This window comes from Flavobacterium sp. NG2 (genome assembly GCF_034119845.1).
Taxonomy (GTDB): domain Bacteria; phylum Bacteroidota; class Bacteroidia; order Flavobacteriales; family Flavobacteriaceae; genus Flavobacterium.
The window spans coordinates 3,960,939-3,986,732 of the sequence record NZ_CP139420.1 but is presented as its reverse complement, the minus strand read 5'-3'; the positions used below and the strand labels follow the sequence as shown (position 1 = coordinate 3,986,732).

The window sequence follows — 25,794 nt, the reverse complement described above, 5'->3', positions numbered from 1 at the left end:
TTATTTTTTAATTATTTAATAGGATAGTCGGGAAGCTTTGTTTTTCCTGACAAAAAATATTATTTTTTTAAGGGATATAATTCTTGTTCGATAAAATCTTCTGGAAATTCGTTGTCATTTTCAAAACCCAGTTCGATATTTTTTCCATCCGATGGAATATAATTGGTTTTAAAAAGATAGTCCCAAAGACTTAAGGAAATCCCAAAATTGATGCCGTATTTGTTGGGGATTTTTTTGCTGTGATGCCAAATATGCATTTTAGGATTATTGATGATGTATTTGAAGATACCATAATCCCAACCAATGTTGGCGTGATTCAAATGACCAATGGCAATGCTGATAAAATGAACGATAAATACATCTTGTAAATTTACGCCACCTATTATAATGATTGGAATATATAATATGGATTTATAGACAATGGGTTCCATCCAATTGTATCGAAAGTGCGCTGCAAACCCCATTTCCTTAACACTATGATGGGTTTGATGGATTTTCCATAAAAACGGAATGGTATGTAGCAATCGGTGAACGTTCCACTGAATAAAATCGCTGATGAGGAAGAATATTAATAACGACCAAACTCGAGGCAATTCTGAAATCGAAAATAACTGAATAGAGCTCAATTCGAGACCAAACAATCCTAGAAAATCATTGATGAGTTGCTCCGAAACATTAGACAACGCAATTAATAGAATAAGATTGAGCAAGAAAAAATTAAAGAATAAATAGAATAAATCCAGCCAGAAATCTTTTCGTAAGACCTTTTGATTTTTTCGCCAAGGAAAAAGCAATTCTAAAATCCAAACACCTAATGAAATAGCGATTAATCCATAGAAATAGTTGTCCCAATTTGGGAAAAGGATTTCGTTTTTTAAATAATTAAAATAGCCTTGGTAGGAATTGATTATGGTGTCAATGTATTTTTCCATTACTTCAAAATGTAATTGCTTTTTTCTAAATCGTCGATGGTATCGATATCATTCAAAGTTTCTAATAAATGTACTTGATTTTTTTCTAAGTCTTTCAAAGTAGATTCCAAAACAGAAGAAGTGCCCCAATCTTTATTTTGAAAAATAAGTTTGTTGTTCTTTTTTAAACCTAATAAATAATAACCACCATCTTCGGCTGGGCCTATGACGGTTTCTATTTTATCTAAATCTTCAAACGCTTGACGGATAATAGCAGTTTTCAGGTCGAATAAATCACTGCCTATGATAATACACTTTTGGTAACCTAAATCAAAAAGCAATTCAAAGGCTGCGTGCATTTTGGTTCCTAGATCGCCTGAAACTTGTACTTTTTTGTGATAATCATTGGGGTTCCAAATGTCATTTTCGATAACAATGGTGTCGTAAAAAACATATTTATCACAATCCAAATTTTGGGTTTGTTCCATGGTATGTTGCAATAAATCTTTGTACACTTGTAAGGCTTTTTCATCGCCGATGGTTTTTGCCAATCGGGTTTTTACTTTTCCTAATTCGGGATTACGGGTAAAAATAATGAGTGCCTTAGTCTTCATATACTTTGATTCCTTTTTTTAAGTAAACACTCCATTGCTTGTTAAAAGCATGAACGCTATCTGTTTCTATGTTATTTGAGTTGACGACTTTACCTCCTTTGTTTTTATACTCAAAAATCCCGCCATATAAGTTGTAAACATTAGTATAACCAGCTTTTTTAAGTTTTTCTCCTATTTGTTCGCTGCGCACACCTATTGAGCAATAGACGATAATAGGTGTTTTTTTGTCTTTGATTTTAGTAGCAAGGTTTTTTAAGTTAAACTGGTTATACCCCACAGCAATCGCTTTAGGGATGTGGCTTATTTTGTATTCTTTAGGTTCACGTGTATCAAGTAAAAGACAATTCGTGCTCTTCAATTCACCAACATTGATGTAGGGAACCGTTTTTTTATTGTATTTTTCGAGTACTTCAGGAATTGAGTTTTGCGATTTAACCACAAAACCCAATAACAATAATAAGGATATAATTAAATAGCGCATTCTAGTTTTTTGATAAAGGTATTTAATTTGGTAGACGTTCAAAAGAAAAATCCTGACAGGAATTCAATAAGCTCTTACTGCTTAGGGGCTAAATTGACTTTGAGATACAAATTTTATATAGAGAGATACAGTCTCAGCTGCTATAATGATTTTATTTGCTTAACTATTAACACGATTAATTATTATTCCTTGGGATAAAATCAAATAAATGATATATGATGAATAAAATAATTTATTTAACCATTGCCCTAATGGGGTTTGCTTTTTTGAATGCACAAACTCAAAAACCAAATATTGTTTTTATTATGGTAGATGATTTGGGGTATGGTGATGTGGGATTTAATGGTTCTACTTTTTATGAAACGCCTTATTTAGATCAATTGGCTAAAGAGAGTTTGGTGTTTGATAATTCGTATGCATATCCTACCTGTTCGCCATCTCGAACAGCAATCTTTACAGGAAAGCAATCATTTAGAACAGGGGTTTATACGGTACCTGTTTTGGAAAAAGGTGATGATAAAGAGAATATATTTTCCCGATGGACAGTTGGAAGAGAACATCCTATTTATTCAGAAGATTTAGCAAAAGCAGGTTATAAATCCATTCATATTGGGAAATGGCATATTGTGGGGCCTAATCCGCTGGTTGAGTTAAAAATGAAATACCCGCTAAAAGAAAAACTAGGACAGCCTAATCCGGGAGAGTACGATTGGGTTGCTCTACATAAGTCCAAAGCAGTTCAGCAATATTATCCAGAAGGACGTGGCTTTATCAAAAATATAGGAGGAACTTTTAGAGGAGATCCTGCTTTTGAATTGGGAGGATATAAAAGTGAAACCAAAGGATATTTGGCACCTTTTAGTAATCCGTTTATCGAACCTAAACAAGGTGACGAATGGTTGACTGATCGATTAACCGATGAAGCAATTGGGTTTATAGCTGAAAATAAAAGGGAACCTTTTTTAATTAATTTGAATTTTTACGCAGTCCATAATCCTATTTTGCCCCGAAGTAAAGCTGCATTGGAGAAATACATGAATAAAGCGGGAGATTCGATTACGGGTCAAGGACTTGGAAAAAGACGTCAAACGATGGTGGAGTATGCTACTATGGTTGAGTCAGTGGATCAAAATATTAAGCGAATCGTGGATTATTTAGACCAAAATAATTTACGTGAAAATACGATGATTATCATTACTTCTGATAATGGTCATAACGAAGGCCCAAGTACTAATAATAGACTTCGAAATGCTAAAGGTTATATTTATGAAGGAGGTATCAAAGTGCCTACGATGATTAACTGGCCAGGAAAAATAACGGCTAGAAGGAGTGAAGCATTGATTTCAGTTTTAGATTTTTACCCTACTTTTATGGAAGTAGCAGGAATCAAAAATCACAAAGGGGTCTTAGATGGGAATTCTTTAGTAGGACAATTTAAAAGTGATAGTGAGTTTTTTAATAATCGCTCTTTATTTTGGCAATTATCTAGTCAATACAAGCATGGAACTTGTACTGCTGTTCGAAAAAATCAATACAAGCTTATTCAATTTTTAGCTGATGGAAAGTTAGAATTGTATGATTTAAGTAAAGACCCCTTGGAAGCTCACAATTTAGCTGATGTTAATAAAGAGGTTATGCATTCTCTTTTAAATGAAATGGTTCATTGGCGTCAAAAAAACAACGTGCCTTTGCCTCCTAATGCAGTGGTGAAATAAATACTATAGTTTTGATACTATTAGAAAGAGCAGTCGAAAGTTTGCTCTTTTTTCTTTCTATTAATCTTGGTTTTTTGTTTAGATGAAATAATCTTTAAAAGCAGGTTGGTCTCTTGTTTAATACTTTATACGGCTGTTTTAAATATTTTTTTTAACACAAATTAATAAAATTATTTCAGGGTTATGTGTTTTGGTTAGTTATCTTGTTATGAATAGGTTATGTTCTTGTTTCGCCTTTTATTTACTCATAAAGACATCTTATTTACCAGTAGAAACAAACATTGTTAAGTTTTTTTTAACCTTTACAATCTGGAATTTTATGCGAAAACAATAAAAATACTTATGTTTTTTTATGGACTATAAAAAAGTTGTCTAAAAATATCCGTGTTTTCGTAAAGAAGAACAATTGATAGATTTAAAGGAACCTAAAAATAATTTTTGAACTAAAACAAACTAAATGATGAAAACTAAAAAACAAAAAAAGGAATTTACGAATTCAGGTTAAAATTGATTATCAGATTGAGTGTCTAAAAAAAAAATAGATTCTCTAATAATTATTAAACATTAAAATTTAATACCGCTTTATTTTCTAATTTAAGGAATACGACTGTTTTATTAGAACAAAAAAAAATAAAGTAAGGATTGAAATTACTTAAAAATTAATCAAATGAAAATTAAAAAAACAATGAAGTCTAGTAGAAAAGTATCTCATTTTTTGAAAATGATGATGATAGTGCTTTTCTGTAATTTCACTGCTCAAGCTCAAGAAATAGTAGTTCAGGGAACTGTAAAAAGTGTAGATGATGGATTTCCTATTCCTGGGGCTACGGTTTTAGTAAAAGGAACAAAAGCGAGTACAGTAACTAATTTTGACGGAGAATATTCTATAAAAGCTAAAATGGGTGATTTGCTCGTGTTTAGTTATATCGGAATGATGACTAAGAATGTTCCTGTAAACGGTAAGTTTATTAATGTTACAATGAAGTCTAGAGCTCAAGAACTTGATGATGTTGTCGTTATTGGGTATGGTACTGTTAAGAAGAAAGAATTAACGGGAGCGGTATCACAATTAAAATCGGATGATATCGAAAGATTTATTACGCCTGATTTAGGTTCTGCAATGCAGGGACAAATTGCTGGTGTGAATATTACAGCTAATTCTGGTGAGCCAGGAGAGCAATCTAGTATCCAAATTAGAGGTATTACCTCGCTTTCGGGTTCAAATACACCTTTATTCGTAGTGGACGGAATTCCGCAAGAAGGAGATCCACGATTGAGTAGTAATGAGATTGAAACCATTGATGTCTTGAAAGATGCCGCTTCGGCTGCTGTTTATGGAACAAGAGGAGCTGCTGGGGTAGTTTTAATTACTACTAAAAGAGGAAAAGATGGTGCAATGAAAGTTGATTTTAATACCACTTATGGTGTACAACGTCTTGGACCAGGTACACCTTTGATGGATGCATCTCAGCAACTTTACTTTGAGGTACAGCAGAAGAACAACTATCCAAGTGCATTTGATCCAGGGCCAACCCGACCAGAATGGTTAACGAATGATAATGATTTAAGAGATATTGTATTGGTTAATGATGCAGAAAGCAAAACCTATAATTTAAATATCTCAGGAGGAAATAAAAATATTACTTATAATGTGGCAGGTGGTTACTTTAATGCTGATGGGGTATTGATAGGCTCTAATTTCAAACGATACAACGGTAGAGCTTCGACAACCTATAAATCAGAACACTGGAAGATTGATACTAGTATTGGATTTATAATTGAGGACAGAGATAGAGCTACGAATGGTTTAATTACAAATGCGATTCGTTACAAGCCTTATTTTCCTATTGTAGATAATACTTCAGATACTTTTTATACGGAGTCAGGTCAAGGAGGAGTAGAAACACCTCTAAATCAATTAGCACAAGATCTTAGACGTAAAGATAATCAAAGAAATGACAAGATAAACCTTAGCTTAAGTGTAACTAGAGACATAACCAAAGATTTAAAATTTACAACAAGGTTAGGTACAAATGTTGATAATTCTATTCGAAATATTTTTAGACCAAGATATGAGTTAGTTGATTTAACGACTGGTTCTGTTGAAGTAGATCCGTTAAAAAGTGGTGTTGCAGCATTTGCTTCACGATTGAATGTTTTTAGCTGGGATGGTATTTTGAATTATAAAAAAACATTTGGGAAGCATAACTTAGATTTAGTTGCTACTGCTTCTTTGGATGAGCGTACTTTTCAAGAATTTAATGCTGCTAGGAATGGAGTGATTTCCAATGAAGTAGAAGTTATTAATAACGCTGGTCAAGATCCTTCTGCTTATTCTGGGATAAATTATGTGCGAAAAAATGAAGGATTTATGGGGAGAATTCAATACAATTACGCTGGTAAATATTTGTTATCAATAGTAGGTCGTAGAGATGGTTCAAGTAAATTCGGTTCTGATAAACGCTGGGGGACATTCCCATCTGTTTCGGCAGCATGGAACGTATCCGATGAGAAATTTTGGGAGCCTTTGAATGGTACGGTTAATAATTTTAAAATTAGACTAAGCCGTGGTACCGTAGGTAATGATAACTTCGATGATTATCAATTTGCTTCTGTTATCTCAGGAAGAAGAAATTATATTTTTGATGTCAATGACACAAATCTAACTTTAGGTTCAGCAGTTGTTTCTTATGCTAATCCAGAGGTAAAATGGGAAACTTCTATCTCGAATAACCTTGGTGTTGATTTGGCTTTCTTTAAAAATAAATTCACGCTTACAGCTGATTATTATGTTACTAAGAAAAAAGACATGTTGTTTCCTGTACGTTTACCAGGATCAACAGGGGTTGTACAAGGTCAAGAACAGGATGTAATTCTAAACATTGGAAATATGACTAATAAAGGTTTAGAAATTGGAGCTAATTATCGTGAAAAAATTGGTAAAAGTTCTTTGAATCTAGGGGTTACATTTACTAGGAATAGAAATGAGATAACGAAGATTGTTGATGGGGTTGATATTATTTATAATCCAAATTCTCAAGTATTGGGTAGTGCAGCAACAGTATTTAAAGTTGGGCATGAAGCGGCTTCTTTTTGGTTGTATCAAACCGCTGGAACTTTAAAAACAGATGCTGAGGTTGCTGCTTATAATAATTTTAGTGGTGGTATCGCTACCAAAGGAGATTTAAGATATGTAGATCAATTAACTGAAGATACCAATAATGATGGAATTCCTGATGCAGGAGATGGGGTGTTAAACGATAAAGATAGAGTGTATTCAGGAAGTGGATTGCCAGATTTCGAAATGGGCTTTAATTTGAATTGGACTTACAAAAATTTTGATTTAGCTATGAACTGGTATGCGACAGTAGGCGCGGAAATCATTAATGGTACTAAGGCAGATGCTTATGCAAGATTCCGTCATGCCGACTTAGTAAATATGTGGACTCTCGACAACCCAACATCAAATATTCCATTAGTAAAGGATAGAGATCATCCTAATGCTAGAGGAATTACAGACCAATTTGTAGAAAATGGGGATTATCTGAGATTAAAATTAGTGACTTTAGGATATACTTTTTCAAAACAACTGTCTAATAAGATGGGTATTAATAAACTAAGACTTTATTTATCAGCTCAAAACCCATTAACAATCACTGGTTATGATGGCTATGATCCTGAAATTGGTGGAAATAATATAGCTCAAAGAGGGTTAGATTTATCAAGATATCCATTAACATCATTGTACTCTTTTGGTGTAAATGTTAGTTTTTAATAAATAATAAATAGAACATATGAAAAAGATAGTTATAATTATGGTCATTGTATTGATAGGCTCAATGCAATCCTGCTCCGAATATTTAGAAGAAACCAATCCAAACTTCCTTTCTACAGATACCTATTGGAGAACTTTAGATGAGTCTGAATCTAATCTTACATCCGTTTATGGAGCAATGGTAGATCATTATATTTTAGATTTAGAAAGAGAATTGTATCGAACAGATTTGGCTTTTCCAGGACAAAGAACTAACCCTACTACAAATTGGTTGCCATGGTATCAACACCGTATCAATTTTGATGATAGCGACCTACAAAGACGTTGGGAATCAAAATACCGTGTGATTTGGCGCGCTAATCAAGTAATTGAAGGACTAAACGGAATGTCTGATGATCTTAAAGCACAAGCACGTTGGAAAATACAAATGGGACAGGCTCGTTTTTTTAGAGGATTAATGCATTTTTATTTGCATTCTGAATTCAATCAAGGAAAAATCGTTATTCGTGATGCTGTGCCTAAAAGTGCTAAGGATTACGCTAAGTCACTATCGACTTCTGATGAAGTAAAAACTTTTTTCAGAGCCGATTTAGAGTATGCCTACGCTAATTTACCAGCTAAAATGGAACCAAAATCAAGAGTTGATGGCGGAGCTGCAGCTACTATTTTAGGGACCAGTTATTTGTACGAAGGGAATTATGATAAAGCCAAAGAATATTTTAATGATATCATTAATAATGTAAAAGGAGATTACGGCTATGCCTTAGTGCAAGATGTAAGTAAAATGTTTACAGGAGCTAATGATTTTAGTTCAGAATCTATTTTTGAAATCAATTATGCCGAAAACTTACAACCAGAAGATGCAATTTTTGATGAAGAATCCTTTTTTAATAGACTGGCGAGATGGACAGCTCCTCCAGCTAGAAATTTAGTTACAAATGATAACTTTGGAGGTCAAGGTCAATTATTACCTTCCGCTTGGTTAACCTATGAGTACTCAAAAGAGCCAATGGATACAAAGGATGTTCGTAATCATACCAATGGATTATTGACTGGGCCAATGCGTACCATTCCATTAAGAGCTTCTCAAAGTATAGCAGTTGTAAATGACGAAATATCTCCTTATTATGGTAACAAAGCTCCTCAAGTTTTCTCTTTTGGAAATACTAGGTTTTCGTTGTTTAAGAAGTATACTAATCATGCTGCACCTGGAATAACTAATGAATTTCAAACGGCGACATCACCTTGGAAATCGGGTAGAAATATCGTTATAAACAGATTGGCTGGGGTGTATTTAATGCAAGCAGAATGTTTAATTCAAGGTAGTGCTCCTAATGTTCAAGGTGCAATTGATTTAATCAATACTGTTAGAAAGAGATGGGGATTACGATTATTAGGTACAGGAAACACAACCTTAAATGATTATGATGGAGTCGCTTACACTACAACTACCTTAATGAATCATTTGATGTATAAAGAGTACCCATTAGAGTTATCGTTTGAAGGGTTTAATACACGTTTTAATGATATGCGTCGTTGGGGGATTACAGCGCAACGTTTTAATTCTCTAAGTAATGAAATATATAGTGTTGCTAATTATACATATACGAAATTACCATCAGGAACAGCAACAAGAAATAATAGTTTATTGGTAAAAGGACCTGGGAACCTTCAGTTTACTGAGTACAATGAGGCCGCTCAAGTATGGGCCGCTAAAGATTTGGGGTATTTTCCAATTCCTCAAAATGAGACGCTTAATAATAACAGTATTAAATAATTAAAATAATAACGAAATGAAAAAATATATAATTATTAGCGCTTTGTTATTTACGGCTTATGCAGTACAAAGTTGCTCTGACAATGGATATGATTTACCTTATGATGATTATGCTAGTTTTACCTGGTGGTCGTCTCCTAAGACAACCTATAATACTACTACAAAAACGGCTAAACTCAATAAGTTTATGGCTTTTCAAGATGTGTCCAAAGGAGATCTTTCACATGAGTGGATTATTTCACAAGGGACTGCTTTTATGAAGCCTGGATTTTCTGAAAATGATTCACTTAATTATGCCAAATTTATTATACCTGATGCAGGTTTAGTAACCAATGAAAAATTGGCTTATGTTCTGTTTCAAGAAGCAGGTGTAAAAACTATTAAAATTAAAAACACCTATAAGGATTCCATTCGTGGAACTAAAAAAGTAGATGGAGTTTGGACAGCGGAACAAACTATTACAGTAACGGTTTCGACTCCTGTGATTCCTTAAATTTACTAATGTTTAAATAGAAAGTCTATGGTATTCTGGTTTTTTAGGATTAGATATCATAGACTTTTTTTTATTTTTTTAAATCAATTTATATGAGTTTTAGAACTATACTTTTATATATCCCAACAGTATTATTTTTTGGAGCAATAACCAATGCTCAATCGAATCCCAATCTACTACAAGATAAGTATTACGGCTTTGAAGAAGCTGGGACGGGTTGGACTACAAATAAACCCGAAAATTGGTCTTTTGATAATACCAAAGCCGCCAGTGGAACCTATAGTTTGAAATTTAAAACTATCGAAAAGTCTTTAGACAGTAAAGATGTCAATTACACCATATCGAAAATTAGAACCGCTATAAAAGACAACAAGTCCTATATCGTTGCTTCTAGTTACGAAGGGACTGTTTTAGGATTACGATATGATGGTAAAAAAATCTGGGAAAACAAATTATCAGGTTTTATGAATCATGACCTTTGGTGCGAAGACATTACAGGTGATGGTATCGATGAGATTTTTGCAGCAAATGCCAATGGTATCTTATATTGTTTGAATTATGATGGTACATTAAAATGGCAATTTAAACCCAATGATGCGCCCATGTATGCGGTCTGTGTGGTTCAAAAAGATGGGATTCCTTATGTAGTTTGCGGCGGTTATGACAAAAACATCTACTATTTGAATGCCAATGGAACAATCAAACAAACCTTAGCTTCTTCGACCTATTCAGATAATAGAGTTTTTGGAGGAGCAACAGCGCCTACCAAAGTACATATTGCCAATTTTATTCGAAAAGTGAAAAAAGCAGATGGAACGGATATGGTAGCAATTGTAGGCGCTAATAACAGCATGCAATCTACAGGAAATATGTATTTGTTTGATGTGTTAGGTACAAGCCTTCTTACCCCAACAGTAAAAATTAACTCCTCAAAACCAGTGGGTGAAATGAGAGTTAGTTCTGTAAATGGTATTACCAAAATTTTAATGGGAAATAGTACTCATAAAAATGACGCTACAGCAGTTGAATTTGATCCCTTAAATCCAAGTGCTGCTCAGGAAGTAATGGATATTTCGAGCATTATAAGTAAATTTAAAAATACAACTTATGTCGTGGCACAAGTTGAAATTATCCCTAATGGAACTTCGTATCAATATTTTATTTTATATGGAAATTACATTGTGCTGTTGCCACCAAATCGCAATTTTACAACTGCCGAAGTGTTAGAATGTCCCTATGCCTTCAATGATATGTGGAAAGATACTGTAACCGGGAAAATTATTTTGGCTAGTAATCAAAATGGAGGTAGCGACATCCATGTTATAGATCCTTCTAGTACGGATTGGAAAACAAAATATATAAATATCAGTTCGCCAGGGAAAACCCAACAGGTTTTGACTAATACAACTTCTTTGGAAACGCAATTAAATGGATTTGTAAAACCAAGTTGGGAACGCAATCCTTTCGAAATTAATTTGATGTACACCAATACTTCTGGAATTAATACCTCTTTATATAATGCGCCTATTTTTATTGACCAATTTTTTACTTCTCATGCTCAGGATGGTGCCACTTGGGATAGACAAAATTTAGCTAACCTAAAATATAGAGATGTCCGTGATAGCAGGCGAACCTATGACTGGACCGAGGCTCAAGCCTTGAGTTTTATTTTTCCAAAAATAGGGGCTAACGGAATCGCCTATTGGGGCGGACATGGAAATGACCCTTATATGTTTAGTAAAGAAACCACTAAAAAAGTAATTGATGAGGTCAATACGGTTTCAGGAAGAAAAACGGTTTTAATTTATCCAGAGTTACAGGATGATAGCGCTGATTTTGAGTTTGTTTTGAATGATTTGTTTTATCCGTTAGCGACTTACGGACAAGACAAAAACCTAAAATTGTTTATTCGTTCTAAGAATATTTTTTGGCAAGGGAGTACTTATTTACCTATGTGGTCTCGATTGCTTTCAGGTGAATTCAAGAATGTTTTTGTTCCTGCGATGGAAGAGACGACTGATAAAACAATGGAGTTGAGTTTGGCTTCTCGAATGGGAATTTGGGCAAGTGGCGCTGTGGATAGTTGGGGAGCCAGAGCGGTTCCAGATAATGCCAGTTACGATCGTATGAGGCAGTTTTCAAGTCAGACCTTAGACAATCATTTTTTACGCCAATTGGTTTATGCTGCTGCCAGTGGCGCACAGTATTTTGATAATTTTACTAAGCCAGAATTGTTTGCAAAATTGTTAGCCAAAGGCGCTTTGTTTGTCCCTAAACGTTCGGAAATTGTGAGTTTGTCTCCAGTGCATTTAAGTATGCTTGCACCAGATGCTCATTATCTTGAAGAAGGTTCAGAATCAAAATGGCTCACCAACTTTGATCAAGCTTTTGAAGATGCCAATCCTTTTGTTTTTAGTCGAATGAATGGGAGTTGGCCAGGAGCGCCTTTGGCCGATTGGGATTTTTCAAAATATGCTGCCGGAATGAAAGAACGCCGTTTGAACTTCCTGCCCAATTATCCTAATGGGATGGTCATGATTACACCCCCGCAAGCAGGAGCCAAAGCTGATTTGACCGCCCCTAGAGGGTTGATGAAAGACAAATTACATTCTTTATATCAAAATATATTAAAAGAGTATTATACGGATGGGCGTTATTATTACGCCGCTGATGGGGTGACTAAATACAATGCCAATACCTACTACCAAACTATTAAATCTGAAATTGAAGCGGGAGCAACCAAAATTCCGATTACCGTTACTGGTGATGTGGCTTGGGTAGTTGCGCAAACTTCTCCAACCCATTTAAGGTTGACTTTAATTGATAACGGCTATATTAATCCTACTGCCAAAAACGCAGTCGTTAAGTTTAACACCGTTACTCCTGTAAAGATTGTCGATTTAATGGATGGAAAACAATTTTTTGTAACCAATCAAACGACTACTGTAGACATTCCTATTGGCTTGTTTCGCTTTATTGATGTCGAATTAAATTCCCCTTTATAAAATGAAAAATTTTAAAAAATACAGCAAATACTTCTTATTCTTCGTTTTACAATGGGGAACAACAGTAATATTTGCTCAGGAAAATACAGCTGTTCCTTATACAATTCGTTGCGGAGAAACCGTCAATGATGCCAAAATTTCCCTATCTTCAGGGAACTACAAAATGTATCTAAAAGTTTGGGTCGCGAATGGTACCGACATCAAGGGAATTAAAACGAGCCTGAATCCAGTTGCTAAGGAATTAAGTTGGGATTTTAAAAATCTGGTCCAAGGACAGTGGGTCACTTTAAGTCAAGAATTTTCGATTGAAGAATCGATAACAGATCAGATTTTTGAAGTGGAAATACTCGAGGACGATTATTCAGGAGTGGGTGCTGGAAATTTTTATTTAGATGCTTTTTATATAGAGTTTGTCTCTAGTTTAGGGACGGAAGATTTTGAGAATAGTACCGTAACTATTTTTCCTAATCCTGTTACGGACTTGCTTAATATTAACTGTCCAATAGGGAGTTCCGTTATGCTTTACAATAATAGTGGAATGCTAGTCAAAAAAATCAATACTCATGAGGAACTAAGTCAGTTTCCTATATCCAATTTGGCTTCTGGAGTTTATGTATTGAAGATAACTAATGCTGAAAAAATATTTTCAAGAAAAATAATTATACGTTAAACTCCTAGTAAAATCAAGGGTTTGTTGACTTATTTATTGAGAGATACATTTTATTTACGCTCACAAACACTAGTTTTTTAGGTTAAAGATACTTTTGAAGTATTAATAATTTAAATAAAAAATATTATGAAAAAATTCTACCTTTCAATTTTATTTGCTATTGCTTTTATGGCAATAACAAATGCGCAAACTTTTAATTTTACTAATTCTAATGACAATTTTACACCAACGGGAAGTTCCGCGGTAACTTTGAATCCCACTACAATTACCTATACAATTACTGGTGGTAGGACTAATTTCTATATTGATCAAGCTACTGTAGCTAACGGGGGCTGGGCTTTAAACTCCGCAAACTACAATTACGTAAAAGTGGTCATGAAAAACAATTCTAACCTAGGTTTTTTAACCATTAGAAATGGTGGTACTAACCTAGGAAACACAGCAGTAACTTTAAGCAAGAATGACACGGAGTTTAAAACCTATTATTATCAACTTAATGCAGCAGCTTACACAGGAACTATAGATGGATTTAGAGTGTTTTTTGGAACTGGAACTACGGCATCTACTGACAATATTGAGATTGATAAAGTTGAATTCATTAATTTCATAGCTACACCAACAAGCAATGGCTTCGTTAAGAACCCAGGTTTTGAAGATCAGTTAGGTAATAGCACACCATGGAAAACGAGCAGTAATGCTTATGTAAAAACGTTACTTGATTATGCTAACGGAAGAACTGGACAAGCAAGTATGAAATTTGAATACTTAAGTAATGACACGCCTGCAAACATGTTTATCTTTAGTGACGACACAATAGGTGTTGAGCCAGGTGCCCCGGGAGCAACATATGGGGTAGGATCTGTAATAGAAGTAAAGTGTTGGATAAAAACTACTGTAGGAACTCCTGCCTTTAATATGTTGATGAGATTCCCTTTAAGAGATGGAGTTAGTACAACACCTCTAAAAAATGTAGATGGAATAGGAGCTGTACCTGCAGGAGATGGTAACTGGCATCAAATAACGTTTAGTTACACGACTACGGCTTCTGATCCAGACTTTAAGACAATAGGAATTTGGCCTGGTATATTATCATCTGAGGGATTAGGTGGCTTAAATACTACACATGCTGTTTGGTTAGATGATTTTACCTCTACCTTTACAGGTATTACTTTAGGAACTAAAAAGAATACTCTTGAAGGAGTTTCAATTTATCCTAATCCAACTACTGATGTATTAAATGTAAACGCTCCAGAAGGAAGTTCAATTGAAATTTTTAATACTTTAGGAGCAGTTGTAAAAACAGCTAAAGGAACAACTTCAGTTTCAGTTTCAGATTTAGCATCAGGTTTATACTTAGTAAAAGTATCTAAAGACGGTAAAACCTACCAAGATAAGATAGTTAAAAAATAACTATAAAACATTTTTTCTAAACCGCCCACAAATTTGTGGGCGGTTTTTTAATTAATAATTTAACCAATAAAACCATAAAAAAAATGAAAATTAAATTAGTATTCGCTTTTGTGTTATTAACTACTAGTGTTTTTAAAATGTCGGCTCAAGAAATAAGCTTTGATTTTGAAGATGGTAATAAAAGAATTTGGACTAAAGCCAAAGAAGTATTTATGGTTACTAATGAAAAAGCAGTTTCAGGAAAATCAAGCTTAAAGTATAATGTCACCGAATTGCCAGCTAATGAGAAAGAAAATTTTCAACTTTTTCTAGGTGGAAATGAAAATGTAAAATGGAGTTCTGGAACCTATATTATTTCTTTGAAATTTATGGCCGATGAAAACTTAAAAGCAACAGGTTTTAATATCAACGTTATGAAACCTTTTGCGGCAGCTAATTTTAAAATTAATAAAGTTGAAAAAGGAAAATGGATAGACCTTTCACAAGAATTGGTAATTGCTGAAGATAGTGAACGATTGAGTCTTTCTGTTTCTGGAAATCCTAAATGGGGTGGAACAGGAACTTTTTATGTTGATGATATAAAAATTGTTAAAAAGTAATCGCAACTAAACAATAGTTTATTTGAACAAAAAACGATATTTATTTTATATGACTATCCGTTATGTGTACCAAAAAAATATAATCTTTTTTACACCATTAAGAAATTAAGAAAATTAAGTTTTTAAGCTTAACTAACCTTAATTTCTTAATGGTTTGTAATAAAAACAACTTTATTTTTATTGTAAGGTTACAAAATTTTTAATTGGTATTAGAAACGGATAGTCATATAATTTTATAAGTATCGTTTTTTGTTCGATTAAAGAAATTTACCAGTTACATTATTTTATCTAAACTTATATTTAAAAATGAGAAATAGGAAGAAATTAAATACATCATTTACACTTTTAAGAGTGCTGTTCTGCAATCTTATATTTATTGCGGTAGCCACAGCACAAACTACAGAAAATGATGTTCAGCAAAAAATAAATCAGCTGAAAACCACTATCAAAAAAGCACAAAACAAAAATATAAGCACGCTAAAGGAAGAGACAGCAATCCGTACAGCCGAAATCTTTTTGGAATATGCACATTGGGATGAACAAAACATTGCTAAAAATACCAAACATTTTAGTTTAGTTACGAAATACAAAGACGAAGCGGAGAAGTATGCTAAAATGTTGCCTGAATTTGAGCGAAAAGAAATGGCAATCATGCTCGATGATGCACGTACAGAATTGGAAAATGTGCTAAACGGAAAAATAAAACGCTTGCCTACTTCAAATGTAGATTGGACACAAACCAAAATTGAAAAAGATCAGATTTCGTACAAAGGCAATCCCGTTTTCCTTGCTGATTGGACTTGGAAACCTGATAGTAAAAAATATACAGACTATCATGGTAATCAAGATGGGTTTTTTCTGTCGCCTACCTATGTAGTCGATAATAAAGGAAAGGTTAATCCTCAAAAGATAAAGGAACTTACTACTAAGCCCGAGGGTTCTATGGGGTTTGTTTTTTTTAATCATAGTGCGATTCCTACTTGGGCTAAAAATGAATATCCCGAAATAGCCGATGGACCAGGGCTAAAATATACCGCTTATGATATCAATCACCCAGTAAGTCGTAAAATACAATCGGATTTGATTGCTGCTACTGTCCCTTTGATGGCGGGTAAACAATATACCAAATTAGGATATATGTTGTGTAATGAACCCCATTGGAACACTATCAAAAAAACTTGGACTTCAAGTCCGATTTCTGATTTGGCAGCCAAAGATTTTAAAAAATGGTTGGAAAAAAAACATGGTACTATTGCGGTTTTGAATAAAATATGGAAAACTAATTTCAGTAGTTTTGATACAATTGTAGTGCCAAGAGAGTTAGAAACTTCACAGCAAGGTACGCCACAATGGTTTGATTTTGCCAGCTATAATATGGATCGTGTTACTGATTGGTTTTTGTTTCTGAGAGATGAAGTCAAAAAATACGATCCAGCGGCTAAAACCCACATAAAAGTGATGCCTAATTTATGGACGGATAACAAGCGTGACCACGGAATTGATATGGAAGCTTTGACTCGTAATAGCGAGATAATCGGGAATGATGCCAGTACATGTGGACCTTGGATGTGGGGAAAACCAAAGGAATGGGAAAAGCATTATAACTTTGACTGGGTAGAAATGTGCATGTCTTATGATTTTTATAAATCAATAAGTCCAGAGAAAATTATGTACAATACCGAAGGACATTTTCTTTCCACAGGTAAATACCGTGATTTGTATCAAACCAAAGACTATGTGCGTTGTAATTATTGGCAAGCCTATGTTCATGGTTTAACGGCTATCCAAACATGGTATTGGGCACGTTTAGAAGATGGTTCAAGTCGAGAACATTTTGATTCAAACGGCTATGCAGCTTCAAATAACCACCAGCCAAGAGTAGTAAATGAAGTGCATGCCACAGTAGCCGATTTGAATTCGGTTTCAGATATTATTATGGGCTTACAGCGTCAGGAAAAGCCAATTCGTATTTTTTATACCAAAGCTTCTTCTATAAACAAGGAGCATCATATGGAAGATGTTTTTAAAGTATACGAAAAAATGTTTTTTGAAGGTACGCCTGTTGGTTTTGCAACCCAAGGTATTATTGAAAATAACGACAATAAAACATGGGAAACCATTTTGATTTCGGATACACCAATTGCGACTGAATCAGATATGAGCGCCTTGCAAAAATACCTTAACAACGGGGGAGTGGTTATCATGGATGAGAATAGTTTGAAAACGAATGAATATGGTATGCCATTGACAAAATCCTTAGTCGCTAACAAAGGAAAAATCATTTTGGTAAAATCATTAGATGAAATGAAAACCAAAGCATTTGATCTTTTGAAAATGAAGAATAAATTACCGCTACTAAAAGTAGATGAAACAAATGGTTTGGATCAAAAAGCTTGTGATTGGAGAGTGTTTGCGGGTAAAAATGGTGCGCAATTTTTAAACATTGCCAACTATGGTAAAAATACCGCAAGTCTATCTTTAACCTTGGCGAACGGGAAAACACCAACTTCGGTAACAAATTATCTAACTGGAGAAAAAATGTCGTCAAATTTTAAAATGGCGCCTAATGTTGTTTATTTATTGGAGGTAAAATAATCGAATATTAATTCATTTTTACTTTGTAAAGAGAAGTTATCCTTAAATTAATAAAGAATGCCCGAGAATGAACATGCCCCAAAAAGTTAGACACTATTTCGGGCATTTTTTTATGGGTTAAACTGCATTTCACCTTAGCTTCTAAAAATATTTTGCCACATATTTCCGTAAAAGAATTGGTGCTAATTCTTGAAATGTAGAGTTAGGAAAATGCTAAATAGTTATTGGAGAATCGATGCCTATCCGTTAAATTTCTAAATTATGTGTTCCAATGTGTTTTTAGATTTAAAAATCCGTTTGAATTATCAACAGATACAAAACATTAACGCAAGAAGACAGCTTGATTGTAACCTTTGGGTAACTTTGAAGTGTTAATTATGAAAAAAAGACTTTTTAAAAAACTATAAATGAAGACTAAAACCCTATTCTTATCAATGCTCTTTTTGAGTGTTTTTGTTGTTTCGAATGTTCAAGCTAATTCAAAAGAGAATCCCCCATCCAAAGGTGTTTTCAGTATCGAAACGGGTTATACCATTACCAAGGTGCGTACCGCACTGGATAAAAAGCAATCCTACGTTGTGGCGAGTAGCTACGAAGGAATGCTTTTAGGAATTTCGTATGAAGGTAAAATTCTTTGGAAAAATGTCTTGTCAGGATTTATGAATCAGGACATTTGGTGTCAAGATATTTCAGGTGATGGTAAAGACGAAATTCTAGCGGCAAATGCTGATGGAACTTTGTACTGCTTAAATTCGGATGGGAAGTTGTTGTGGCAATTCAAAAAAGACGATACGCCTATGTACGCCGTTTGTGTAGTCAAAAAAGATAAAGTCCCTTATGTCGTTTGCGGAGGATTTGATAAGAGTATTTACTACCTCAATGCCCAAGGAAAAGAGATAAAACAATTGAAATCCAAATCGTATTCAGTGGAGAAAAATTTTGGAGAAATGGAATCTAAAGTTCCAGAAAACAATACACATACCCCCAATTTTATTCGTCCAATTCCGCAAGCTGATGGGACTGAAGTATTGGCTATTTTAGGAAGTAATAATCATATGAGTTCGTCAGGGACAATTTACTTGTTTAAACCGCTGGAAGACCAACCTTTTCGTAAAGATAAAGTAGCTGTTCCTAGAACAATGGGAGAGTTTAAAGTGATGGATGTTAATGAGGATAATCAGATGGAAATATTCTTAGGAAATTCTGCCAACACTAAAGATTCTAGTTTCGGAATTTATAACCCAATGACAGGTAAAACCAAAACGGTACATCTGAAAATTAAAGACTTAAATACAGGGTATTTGGTTGTACAAGGAGAAAAAATTGGAATGGGTAAAAGTAGCCAATTGTTATCTCTAGTTGGAGACCGCATCTTGCTTTTTGATCAAAATATGGATTTGAAGAAGTCGGAGAGTTTAGTGTCTAAGCATTCTTTTAATGATATTTGGAAAGACGCTACGACAGGCAAAATCATTTTGGCAAGTGACCAGAGTGGCGGAAGTTGTATTCATATTATCAATACTGAAGATTCTAATTGGAAAAAGGAATATATTAATCTGAACCCTCCAGGGAAAATCCAAACCATTCTAAAAAATACCGATGCTGTTAGAGAAAGCATCAAAAAGTTTAAACCATTGGCATGGGAACGTAAGCCATTGCCAGTGTATTTCATGTCCGAAAGTTTCAAAACGCCTTTGGCAATCTCGGTTTCTGATAATATTAAAAAGTATTACAACAGTCCGATTTTTTTGAATAGTAAGCACATGACGCAAGTGCAATCACCAGAGAGTTGGAATAGAGCAGCAATGCCAAATGAAAAGTACCGCAATAAACGTGATAAACGAAAAAAATACGATTTAACGCAGCAACAAGTACTGGATATTTTAGGGAAAGAATACATTAATAGTCCAGGTTTAGCCACTTGGGGAGGTCATGGGAACGACCCTTATTTTTATAGTATCGAAACCACTAAAAAGTTAATTGATATCGCTGGGGGCAAAAAAACAGTGCTTATTTATCCTGAATTGCAAGATCATACAGATGCTTTTGAATTTGTATTGAATGATTTGATCTATCCATTGGCTAAATATTCGCAAGGAAAGAATACCAATTTGTTTTTGAGAACCAAAAATATTTTTTGGTTAGGAGCCATTTACCAGCCGGAATGGAGTGGCTTTATGTCAGGTAAATATGCTGATGTTTTTGTTCCTTCAATGGAAGAGACGACTGATAAAACCATGGAGTTAAGTTTGTCAGGTCGTTTAGGAATCTGGACTAGTGGAACTACAAATAGTTGGGGTTCACGTGCAGTGAGAGACAATACGAGTTTTGACCGTCAACGCCAGCATTCGTACCAAACTATTCCCAACCATTATTTGCGAATGTTAGTGTATCATATTTCGTATGGAGCGACTTATTTGGACAATTTTCCAATAGATCAAGATTATATGAGTGTGCTTTGGGACTTGATTGCTAAAGGAGCTTTGTATGTTCCAAAAAGTGAAGAAATATTGAGTTTTTCTCCAGTTCATTTGGGGATGACTGAACCTGATGCTAATTACATCCAAGAGGGGGGAAGTGTAAAATTCACTACTTTTTTCGACAAAAAGTTTGAAGAGGAAAATCCAGCCGTTTTCAGTAGAATGAACGGAAGCTGGCCAGGGGCACAAGTTACGCCTTGGGATTTTTCGAGATATGCAGCTGGAGTTACAGACAGAAGATTGAACTTTTTAGCGCCTTATAAAAATGGAATGGTGTTAGTGGTGCCTCCGCAACAAGGTGCCTTAGCTAAAACCAATGAACCTCGAGGAAAACTAACGGATCATTTGCATCCTTTCTATAAAAATATCACCAAAGAGTACATCACAGATGGAAAAGATTATTTATCAGCAGATGGCAAAGAACGTTTTCCTGCAAATACCTATTACAAAGGAGTAGAAAAAGACATTCAAGACAGTGCAAAGTTGTTGCCTATCACCGTTTCAGGTGAGGTGGCTTGGGTGGTAGCTCAAACAGCGCCAACACATTTGCGTTTAACTATCATTGATAGTGGATACATCAATCCAGCCGAACGCTTGGCCAATATTAGTTTCAACGGAATTAAACCTGTAAAAATCACGGATATTTTGACAGGTGAAAAATGGGAGGCTAAAAATGCAACTGCATCCATTCCTGTACCCTTAGGTTCTTTCCGTTTTATAGATGTAGAATTAGAAAAGGCTTTTTAAATTAAATAGATGATTACCTGCAAGGTCTTTTTTGACCTTGTGGGTTTATTTGTGATTAAGGTTTGGTTAATTGGAATTATTTTAAATAAGACTAAATTAAAATAATCAATTAAACCTTATTTTAAGCTAAAGGTCTAAATAAGCATAACGAACTAAAAAAATAACTAAAATGAAATTAACCACTTCCATTGTACTTTTTGTACTTCTGCTTTCAACAGCAACAACTTTTGCTCAAGAGCGATTAACGGCTAATGAAGACCGATTTTATACCAATAGAATTCCCAATAAAGAATTCGAAATAAAATTAACCGGTAAAAAAGACAAAACCGACAGTGAATTGCTTAATGATAAGATAAGTTCCGTATCTAAATCAGGTGGTGGAATTATCCGAATTAAAAAAGGGAATTACACGTTTAGCGATATCAAACTAAAATCTAATATTCATATCAAAATTGATGCTGATGTAACCATTGAGCCCAATTTAAGTGGGGATACTAAAAAGAAGAGCAGTGTGATTTTTGATGTAGGAAATGAATTTTTAGTCGAAAATGTAGCCATCACTAATGCAGATGAAAATAACGAAGATAAAAAAACTTGGTATCAGGTAAATTTCCCAAAAGGCGAGTATCGAATGAAATTGATTGAAGGTAGTAACGTGCGAAACTTCAAGTTTTCAGGTGCTCAAATCATGGATTCGTACACGCCATTTTCGGTTATTGTTTTGAATTTAGCGGATAGTGGGGATCGTAATGAAATTCCGTTTAAAGGGATTGTCAAAAATATTTTGTTAACCAATGCACATGTGGGCTATGGTGTCATCCAAATTCAGGCGGGTAAATCTATTTTATGTAAAAACCTCGAAGGAATTGGCGGTGTAACAATGCGCGTAGAAACGGGTAGTGGTGAAACAGGAAAGTTAAACGAGATGACTGTTGATGATATTGTGGGAAGAAATATCCGTGTACAATACGGTGATGCGGCTTTCAATTGTTCACCTCATAGAGTCGATCAAGGACGATTTGATGTAGAAGGTGTAGTGGCTGTTAATTCGACTTTTGCGGTGCAAATAGCGGCTGGTTTTTTGGATAAAAAAGAAGGAGGAGTGGACAATATCGGAATTTTTGATTCTCGTTCTTATGTAGGAGATATTACAGTTACTGGTGGAAAAGGAGCGCAAATCAAGAGCAAAGACTTTATCTATTTTGATTGTGCCGAAAGAAAAGAATTAGAACTAAAATGTCAAAACGATGATTTTGAAAGTACATCTTGGCGTTCTATTGGAGTTATTCGTACCAATGCAACCCTAGCAAGTGGTTGTAAAAATGGTAGTGATGGTGGTTGTTACGAAGTAAATGTTGGAAAAATAACCAAAACTAATGCTGATTTTGTAAGTGCTGGAAACTATACGTATAGAAGTATGGCAATTAATGGTTGTGAAAAAACGAAAAAGCCTGAGAATAGTGATTGTTTAGAACACAAAAAAGATAAAAATAAAGGCGTACATAAACAAAGTAAAGAAGTTAATGAGCCGTTGAAAAAGAAGAAAAAACAAATCTAATGAAATGAAAAATAAATCATTTTTAGGATTACTACTGCTTGTTGCTTTAGTATCTAGTTTTACTTTACAAGCTCAAAAAAATCAGAAAACCAATTTAATTTGGATAATCACTGATGAACATAATTTCAGAACCATTGGTGCTTATAGAGACCAATTAACTCCAGAGCAAGGCTTGTTGTGGGGGGCAAAAGCCTTCCCTGAAACCCCAAATTTAGATGCTTTGGCCAAGAACGGAACTATTTTTAACCGCATGTATTGCAGCGCACCTGTTTGTTCGGCTTCGCGTAGTTCCATGTTTACAGGGATGTATCCCGTGACCTTAGGGATTCCAAATAATTCGAATAAAAATGGAGATGGAAAATATTTAAAACCAGAGGTTACCACCATTGCCGATGTATTGTCAAAAGCGGGTTATATGACAGGTTATGCTGGAAAATGGCATTTGGCAGAAAGCAGAGATGCTTCTGGAGATAAAGACCATGACGAGTGGTGGTCGCCTTATCCTGTAGGCACACCAGAAGACACCTATGGTTTTCAGGACAAACGATTCATGTTCAATGGTGGACATGATAAGTACAAAGGGATTGATGCGAATGGGAATCCATACGCCGCAAGTAAAAATGTAAAACTCATTGGAAAAGACAAATATGGCCAACCTTTATTTGAGGATGCCAAGTCTAAAAATGTAAAACATACCACGGACTTTTTGACGGATAGAGCTTTGGATTTTATTGATGCGAATAAAAACAAACCGTTTTATCTGGTAGTAAGTATTCCTGATCCTCATACACCTGATGTAGTACGTGCTCCATATGATACGATGTATAAAGGAACGGTAACGCAATTGCCAGGAACATATACAACAGCTTATGAAAACAAAACAGATCCAGACCTCCCTTCTTGGCAAAAACCAGACGCTAAGACAAAAAATGAGGCCAAATTAAAAAACGAAATTGAGCAGTATTTTGGAATGGTCAAATTGATTGATGACAATATTGGTCGTTTGGTTCAAAAACTAAAAGACGATGGGGTGTATGAAAATACAATTATCGTTTTTTCATCCGATCATGGAGATTTGCTAGGAGAGCACGGTCGTGTAAACAAAGGAACCATTCACGAGGCATCTTCTAAAATTCCTTTTATTGTTTCGCAAGGAGCAACGGGAAAATCACCTCTAATTCCGAGAGGAAAAGTAATCAATGAAGCCGCAAATACAACCGACTGGATGCCAACATTCCTAAAAGTTTTAGGTGTAGATTGCCCAAAGGTCGCTGGACGTGATTTATCACCTTTGTTGAATAAAAAACCAGCGAATTGGAAAGATGTGACTTTTGTAAGGCTGGGGTTTTATGCCGCAGTTACGGATCAATATAAATTAGTTTTAGCTCAAAAAGACGAGCCTTGGTTGCTAGATATTAAAGCTGATGCTACCGAAAGAATCAATTTTATCAAAGATCCAAAATATACTGCTGTGATTAAAAAATTAGCTACTGAATTGAAAGGCTATATGAAAAACAATAAAGATAAAAACGAAAAAGTGGCTGCTACATTAGACGAACTTATTTCTAAATAAAATAACGAATAAAATGAAAAAATTAGTACAAATAATTTTGCTGTCTATCTGCTTTGTTGAAGCAGGGCAAGCACAAGTTTTACAAGAAGCTAAGGACTTAAAATCTTCAGTAAATCAGCCGTATGTTGATGTTTCGGATATGGATTTATTTCCTCCAATATTCGATTCGAATGATGCAGGATCTACAGCAGAAAATACTCCTGGACCTATAAAAAACTTTAGCCATAGTAATGGGAAAGATGATAGCAGTCGTTTGAATGAGCTTATAGCTGAATTGACGAAAGGCGGAACAATCAATATCGCTACTGGTAATTATGTTTTTGGTAGTGTACATTTAAAATCGAATATTCGCATCAATTTTGCACCTGGTGTTGTTGTCAAAATTCCAGAAGGGAAAGATGGATTTTATATTGGTTATGAGCCCAATAAACCTAGGGTCGAGAATGTTAAATTCATCGGTTTAGGAAGTATTTCTAGCCGACCTAAATTCATATTAGAAAGAAATGGAAAAAAAATAACCAGACTGATGCAAATAGGGTATGCGTATAATGTCTTAATCCAAAATTTGACTATTGAAGACCATCAAACCAAAGGAGCTGCTATTGCCTTCAACCCTGTTAAAATAGGAAAAACGACTACGGCTAATAGACCCGAAAAAGTGACGGTTACGAATGTGGGATTAACAGGTGGGTCAGTAGGTTACGGATTGGCACAATTAAATGTGGGTCAAAACATAACCCTGAGAAATTTAAGTTGTGAAGGTGGCGTAACCTGCAGAATTGAATCACATAATGGCCGAAAATACGACCTTGGAACAGCCGACTTACGAATGTTTAACGTTACTAATAAAAATGGTTTTGCTACGGTATTATTGCAACCCCATTCGGTTGAAAATGGAACAGTAACAGTGGATGGCGCCGCTTCCTATGGTAGTGCTTTTACCGCATTTATTGTAGAAGGTTTCGTAGCCAAAGAATCTAAGCGAAAGCAAGTAGGAACTTTTGCGGCTAATTCGTCATTTAAAAATATAAGTATGGTGGCTACAGATGATACCGCTACGCTTCCTTTTAAAAACTTGAAATACTTAAATCCCGAATTGAATGCTTTATACAGTCAACCTAATTTTAAGATTGACAATATGGATGTCAATGTAGAATTTGATGCTCAAGGTTTACCTACGAGTAATGCGCCTCTGTTAGGACCTTCGGTAGCTGCTATATATACAAGTGCTGTAAGCTATCAACCGCTATTCCCAGCTTTGAAAGAAATTAGTTTAGAAGGAAAAATAATGCATAGAGAGAAAATTTTACGCAAACCAAAAGCGAAATAATTTTATCTCAGAGTCACATTAGGATGTTGTAATTTTTTGTAAGAAGCCATCAACTTTATAT

General features: G+C 34.7%; 16 protein-coding genes. 13 read left to right on the top strand and 3 right to left on the bottom strand.

The genetic code is table 11. The features are described 5' to 3' along the window. Positions 1-59: 59 nt before the first annotated feature. The 3 genes from SLW70_RS15970 to SLW70_RS15960 are packed head-to-tail and all read right to left on the bottom strand — an operon-like array spanning position 60 to position 2,006. Positions 60-932 (bottom strand): sterol desaturase family protein, encoded by an 873-nt coding sequence (locus tag SLW70_RS15970; protein WP_320889653.1) that lies wholly within the window; start codon positions 930-932, stop codon positions 60-62. Further along, on the bottom strand, positions 932-1,525 hold the full coding sequence (locus tag SLW70_RS15965) for a TIGR04282 family arsenosugar biosynthesis glycosyltransferase (protein WP_320889652.1): 594 nt from the start codon (positions 1,523-1,525) through the stop codon (positions 932-934). The genes SLW70_RS15970 and SLW70_RS15965 overlap by 1 nt, the downstream gene beginning before the upstream one ends. Then, positions 1,515-2,006, bottom strand: a complete 492-nt coding sequence (locus SLW70_RS15960; protein WP_320889651.1) for a rhodanese-like domain-containing protein — start codon at positions 2,004-2,006, stop codon at positions 1,515-1,517. The genes SLW70_RS15965 and SLW70_RS15960 overlap by 11 nt, the downstream gene beginning before the upstream one ends. A gap of 215 nt (positions 2,007-2,221) precedes the next feature. On the opposite strand from SLW70_RS15960, the gene SLW70_RS15955 reads away from it, so the two are divergent. The 13 genes from SLW70_RS15955 (at position 2,222) to SLW70_RS15895 (ending at position 25,733) form a co-directional block, all read left to right on the top strand. Further along, positions 2,222-3,721 (top strand): sulfatase, encoded by a 1,500-nt coding sequence (locus SLW70_RS15955; RefSeq protein WP_320889650.1) that lies wholly within the window; start codon positions 2,222-2,224, stop codon positions 3,719-3,721. Positions 3,722-4,388: 667 nt separating this feature from the next. Continuing rightward, a complete protein-coding gene (locus SLW70_RS15950; protein WP_320889649.1) occupies positions 4,389-7,496 on the top strand; it encodes a TonB-dependent receptor in 3,108 nt (1,035 codons plus the stop codon). Between the two features lie 19 nt (positions 7,497-7,515). Beyond that, a complete protein-coding gene (locus SLW70_RS15945) occupies positions 7,516-9,273 on the top strand; it encodes a RagB/SusD family nutrient uptake outer membrane protein (protein WP_320889648.1) in 1,758 nt (585 codons plus the stop codon). A gap of 16 nt (positions 9,274-9,289) precedes the next feature. Continuing rightward, on the top strand, positions 9,290-9,766 hold the full coding sequence (locus tag SLW70_RS15940; RefSeq protein WP_320889647.1) for a hypothetical protein: 477 nt from the start codon (positions 9,290-9,292) through the stop codon (positions 9,764-9,766). A gap of 92 nt (positions 9,767-9,858) precedes the next feature. Further along, on the top strand, positions 9,859-12,771 hold the full coding sequence (locus SLW70_RS15935) for a hypothetical protein (RefSeq protein WP_320889646.1): 2,913 nt from the start codon (positions 9,859-9,861) through the stop codon (positions 12,769-12,771). A 1-nt stretch (position 12,772) separates the two neighbouring features. Beyond that, positions 12,773-13,441, top strand: a complete 669-nt coding sequence (locus tag SLW70_RS15930) for a T9SS type A sorting domain-containing protein (protein WP_320889645.1) — start codon at positions 12,773-12,775, stop codon at positions 13,439-13,441. 126 nt (positions 13,442-13,567) lie between these two features. Then, on the top strand, positions 13,568-14,851 hold the full coding sequence (locus SLW70_RS15925) for a T9SS type A sorting domain-containing protein (protein ID WP_320889644.1): 1,284 nt from the start codon (positions 13,568-13,570) through the stop codon (positions 14,849-14,851). Positions 14,852-14,934: 83 nt separating this feature from the next. Continuing rightward, a complete protein-coding gene (locus tag SLW70_RS15920) occupies positions 14,935-15,450 on the top strand; it encodes a hypothetical protein (protein ID WP_320889643.1) in 516 nt (171 codons plus the stop codon). Positions 15,451-15,756: 306 nt separating this feature from the next. Beyond that, positions 15,757-18,045: a beta-galactosidase gene (locus SLW70_RS15915; protein WP_320889642.1), complete on the top strand. Its 2,289-nt coding sequence runs from the start codon at positions 15,757-15,759 to the stop codon at positions 18,043-18,045. A gap of 407 nt (positions 18,046-18,452) precedes the next feature. Further along, positions 18,453-21,272 carry a hypothetical protein gene (locus SLW70_RS15910; protein ID WP_320889641.1) on the top strand — a complete coding sequence of 940 codons (2,820 nt, stop codon included), beginning with the start codon at positions 18,453-18,455 and terminating at the stop codon, positions 21,270-21,272. Between the two features lie 169 nt (positions 21,273-21,441). Continuing rightward, positions 21,442-22,830 (top strand): hypothetical protein, encoded by a 1,389-nt coding sequence (locus SLW70_RS15905; RefSeq protein ID WP_320889640.1) that lies wholly within the window; start codon positions 21,442-21,444, stop codon positions 22,828-22,830. A gap of 4 nt (positions 22,831-22,834) precedes the next feature. Then, positions 22,835-24,403 carry a sulfatase-like hydrolase/transferase gene (locus tag SLW70_RS15900; protein WP_320889639.1) on the top strand — a complete coding sequence of 523 codons (1,569 nt, stop codon included), beginning with the start codon at positions 22,835-22,837 and terminating at the stop codon, positions 24,401-24,403. A 13-nt stretch (positions 24,404-24,416) separates the two neighbouring features. Next, entirely contained in the window at positions 24,417-25,733 is a 1,317-nt protein-coding gene (locus SLW70_RS15895; RefSeq protein WP_320889638.1) for a hypothetical protein, read from the top strand. Positions 25,734-25,794: the final 61 nt, after the last annotated feature.

What these genes read in the sequence shown, in the direction of transcription:
- SLW70_RS15910 (WP_320889641.1), top strand. Translation starts at nt 18,453, where the DNA reads ATGAAGACTAAAACCCTATTCTTATCAATGCTCTTTTTGAGTGTTTTT.
- SLW70_RS15895 (WP_320889638.1), top strand. Translation starts at nt 24,417, where the DNA reads ATGAAAAAATTAGTACAAATAATTTTGCTGTCTATCTGCTTTGTTGAA.
- SLW70_RS15905 (WP_320889640.1), top strand. Translation starts at nt 21,442, where the DNA reads ATGAAATTAACCACTTCCATTGTACTTTTTGTACTTCTGCTTTCAACA.
- SLW70_RS15955 (WP_320889650.1), top strand. Translation starts at nt 2,222, where the DNA reads ATGATGAATAAAATAATTTATTTAACCATTGCCCTAATGGGGTTTGCT.
- SLW70_RS15945 (WP_320889648.1), top strand. Translation starts at nt 7,516, where the DNA reads ATGAAAAAGATAGTTATAATTATGGTCATTGTATTGATAGGCTCAATG.
- SLW70_RS15960 (WP_320889651.1), bottom strand. Translation starts at nt 2,006, where the DNA reads ATGCGCTATTTAATTATATCCTTATTATTGTTATTGGGTTTTGTGGTT.
- SLW70_RS15920 (WP_320889643.1), top strand. Translation starts at nt 14,935, where the DNA reads ATGAAAATTAAATTAGTATTCGCTTTTGTGTTATTAACTACTAGTGTT.
- SLW70_RS15970 (WP_320889653.1), bottom strand. Translation starts at nt 932, where the DNA reads ATGGAAAAATACATTGACACCATAATCAATTCCTACCAAGGCTATTTT.
- SLW70_RS15900 (WP_320889639.1), top strand. Translation starts at nt 22,835, where the DNA reads ATGAAAAATAAATCATTTTTAGGATTACTACTGCTTGTTGCTTTAGTA.
- SLW70_RS15950 (WP_320889649.1), top strand. Translation starts at nt 4,389, where the DNA reads ATGAAAATTAAAAAAACAATGAAGTCTAGTAGAAAAGTATCTCATTTT.
- SLW70_RS15940 (WP_320889647.1), top strand. Translation starts at nt 9,290, where the DNA reads ATGAAAAAATATATAATTATTAGCGCTTTGTTATTTACGGCTTATGCA.
- SLW70_RS15965 (WP_320889652.1), bottom strand. Translation starts at nt 1,525, where the DNA reads ATGAAGACTAAGGCACTCATTATTTTTACCCGTAATCCCGAATTAGGA.
- SLW70_RS15925 (WP_320889644.1), top strand. Translation starts at nt 13,568, where the DNA reads ATGAAAAAATTCTACCTTTCAATTTTATTTGCTATTGCTTTTATGGCA.
- SLW70_RS15935 (WP_320889646.1), top strand. Translation starts at nt 9,859, where the DNA reads ATGAGTTTTAGAACTATACTTTTATATATCCCAACAGTATTATTTTTT.
- SLW70_RS15930 (WP_320889645.1), top strand. Translation starts at nt 12,773, where the DNA reads ATGAAAAATTTTAAAAAATACAGCAAATACTTCTTATTCTTCGTTTTA.
- SLW70_RS15915 (WP_320889642.1), top strand. Translation starts at nt 15,757, where the DNA reads ATGAGAAATAGGAAGAAATTAAATACATCATTTACACTTTTAAGAGTG.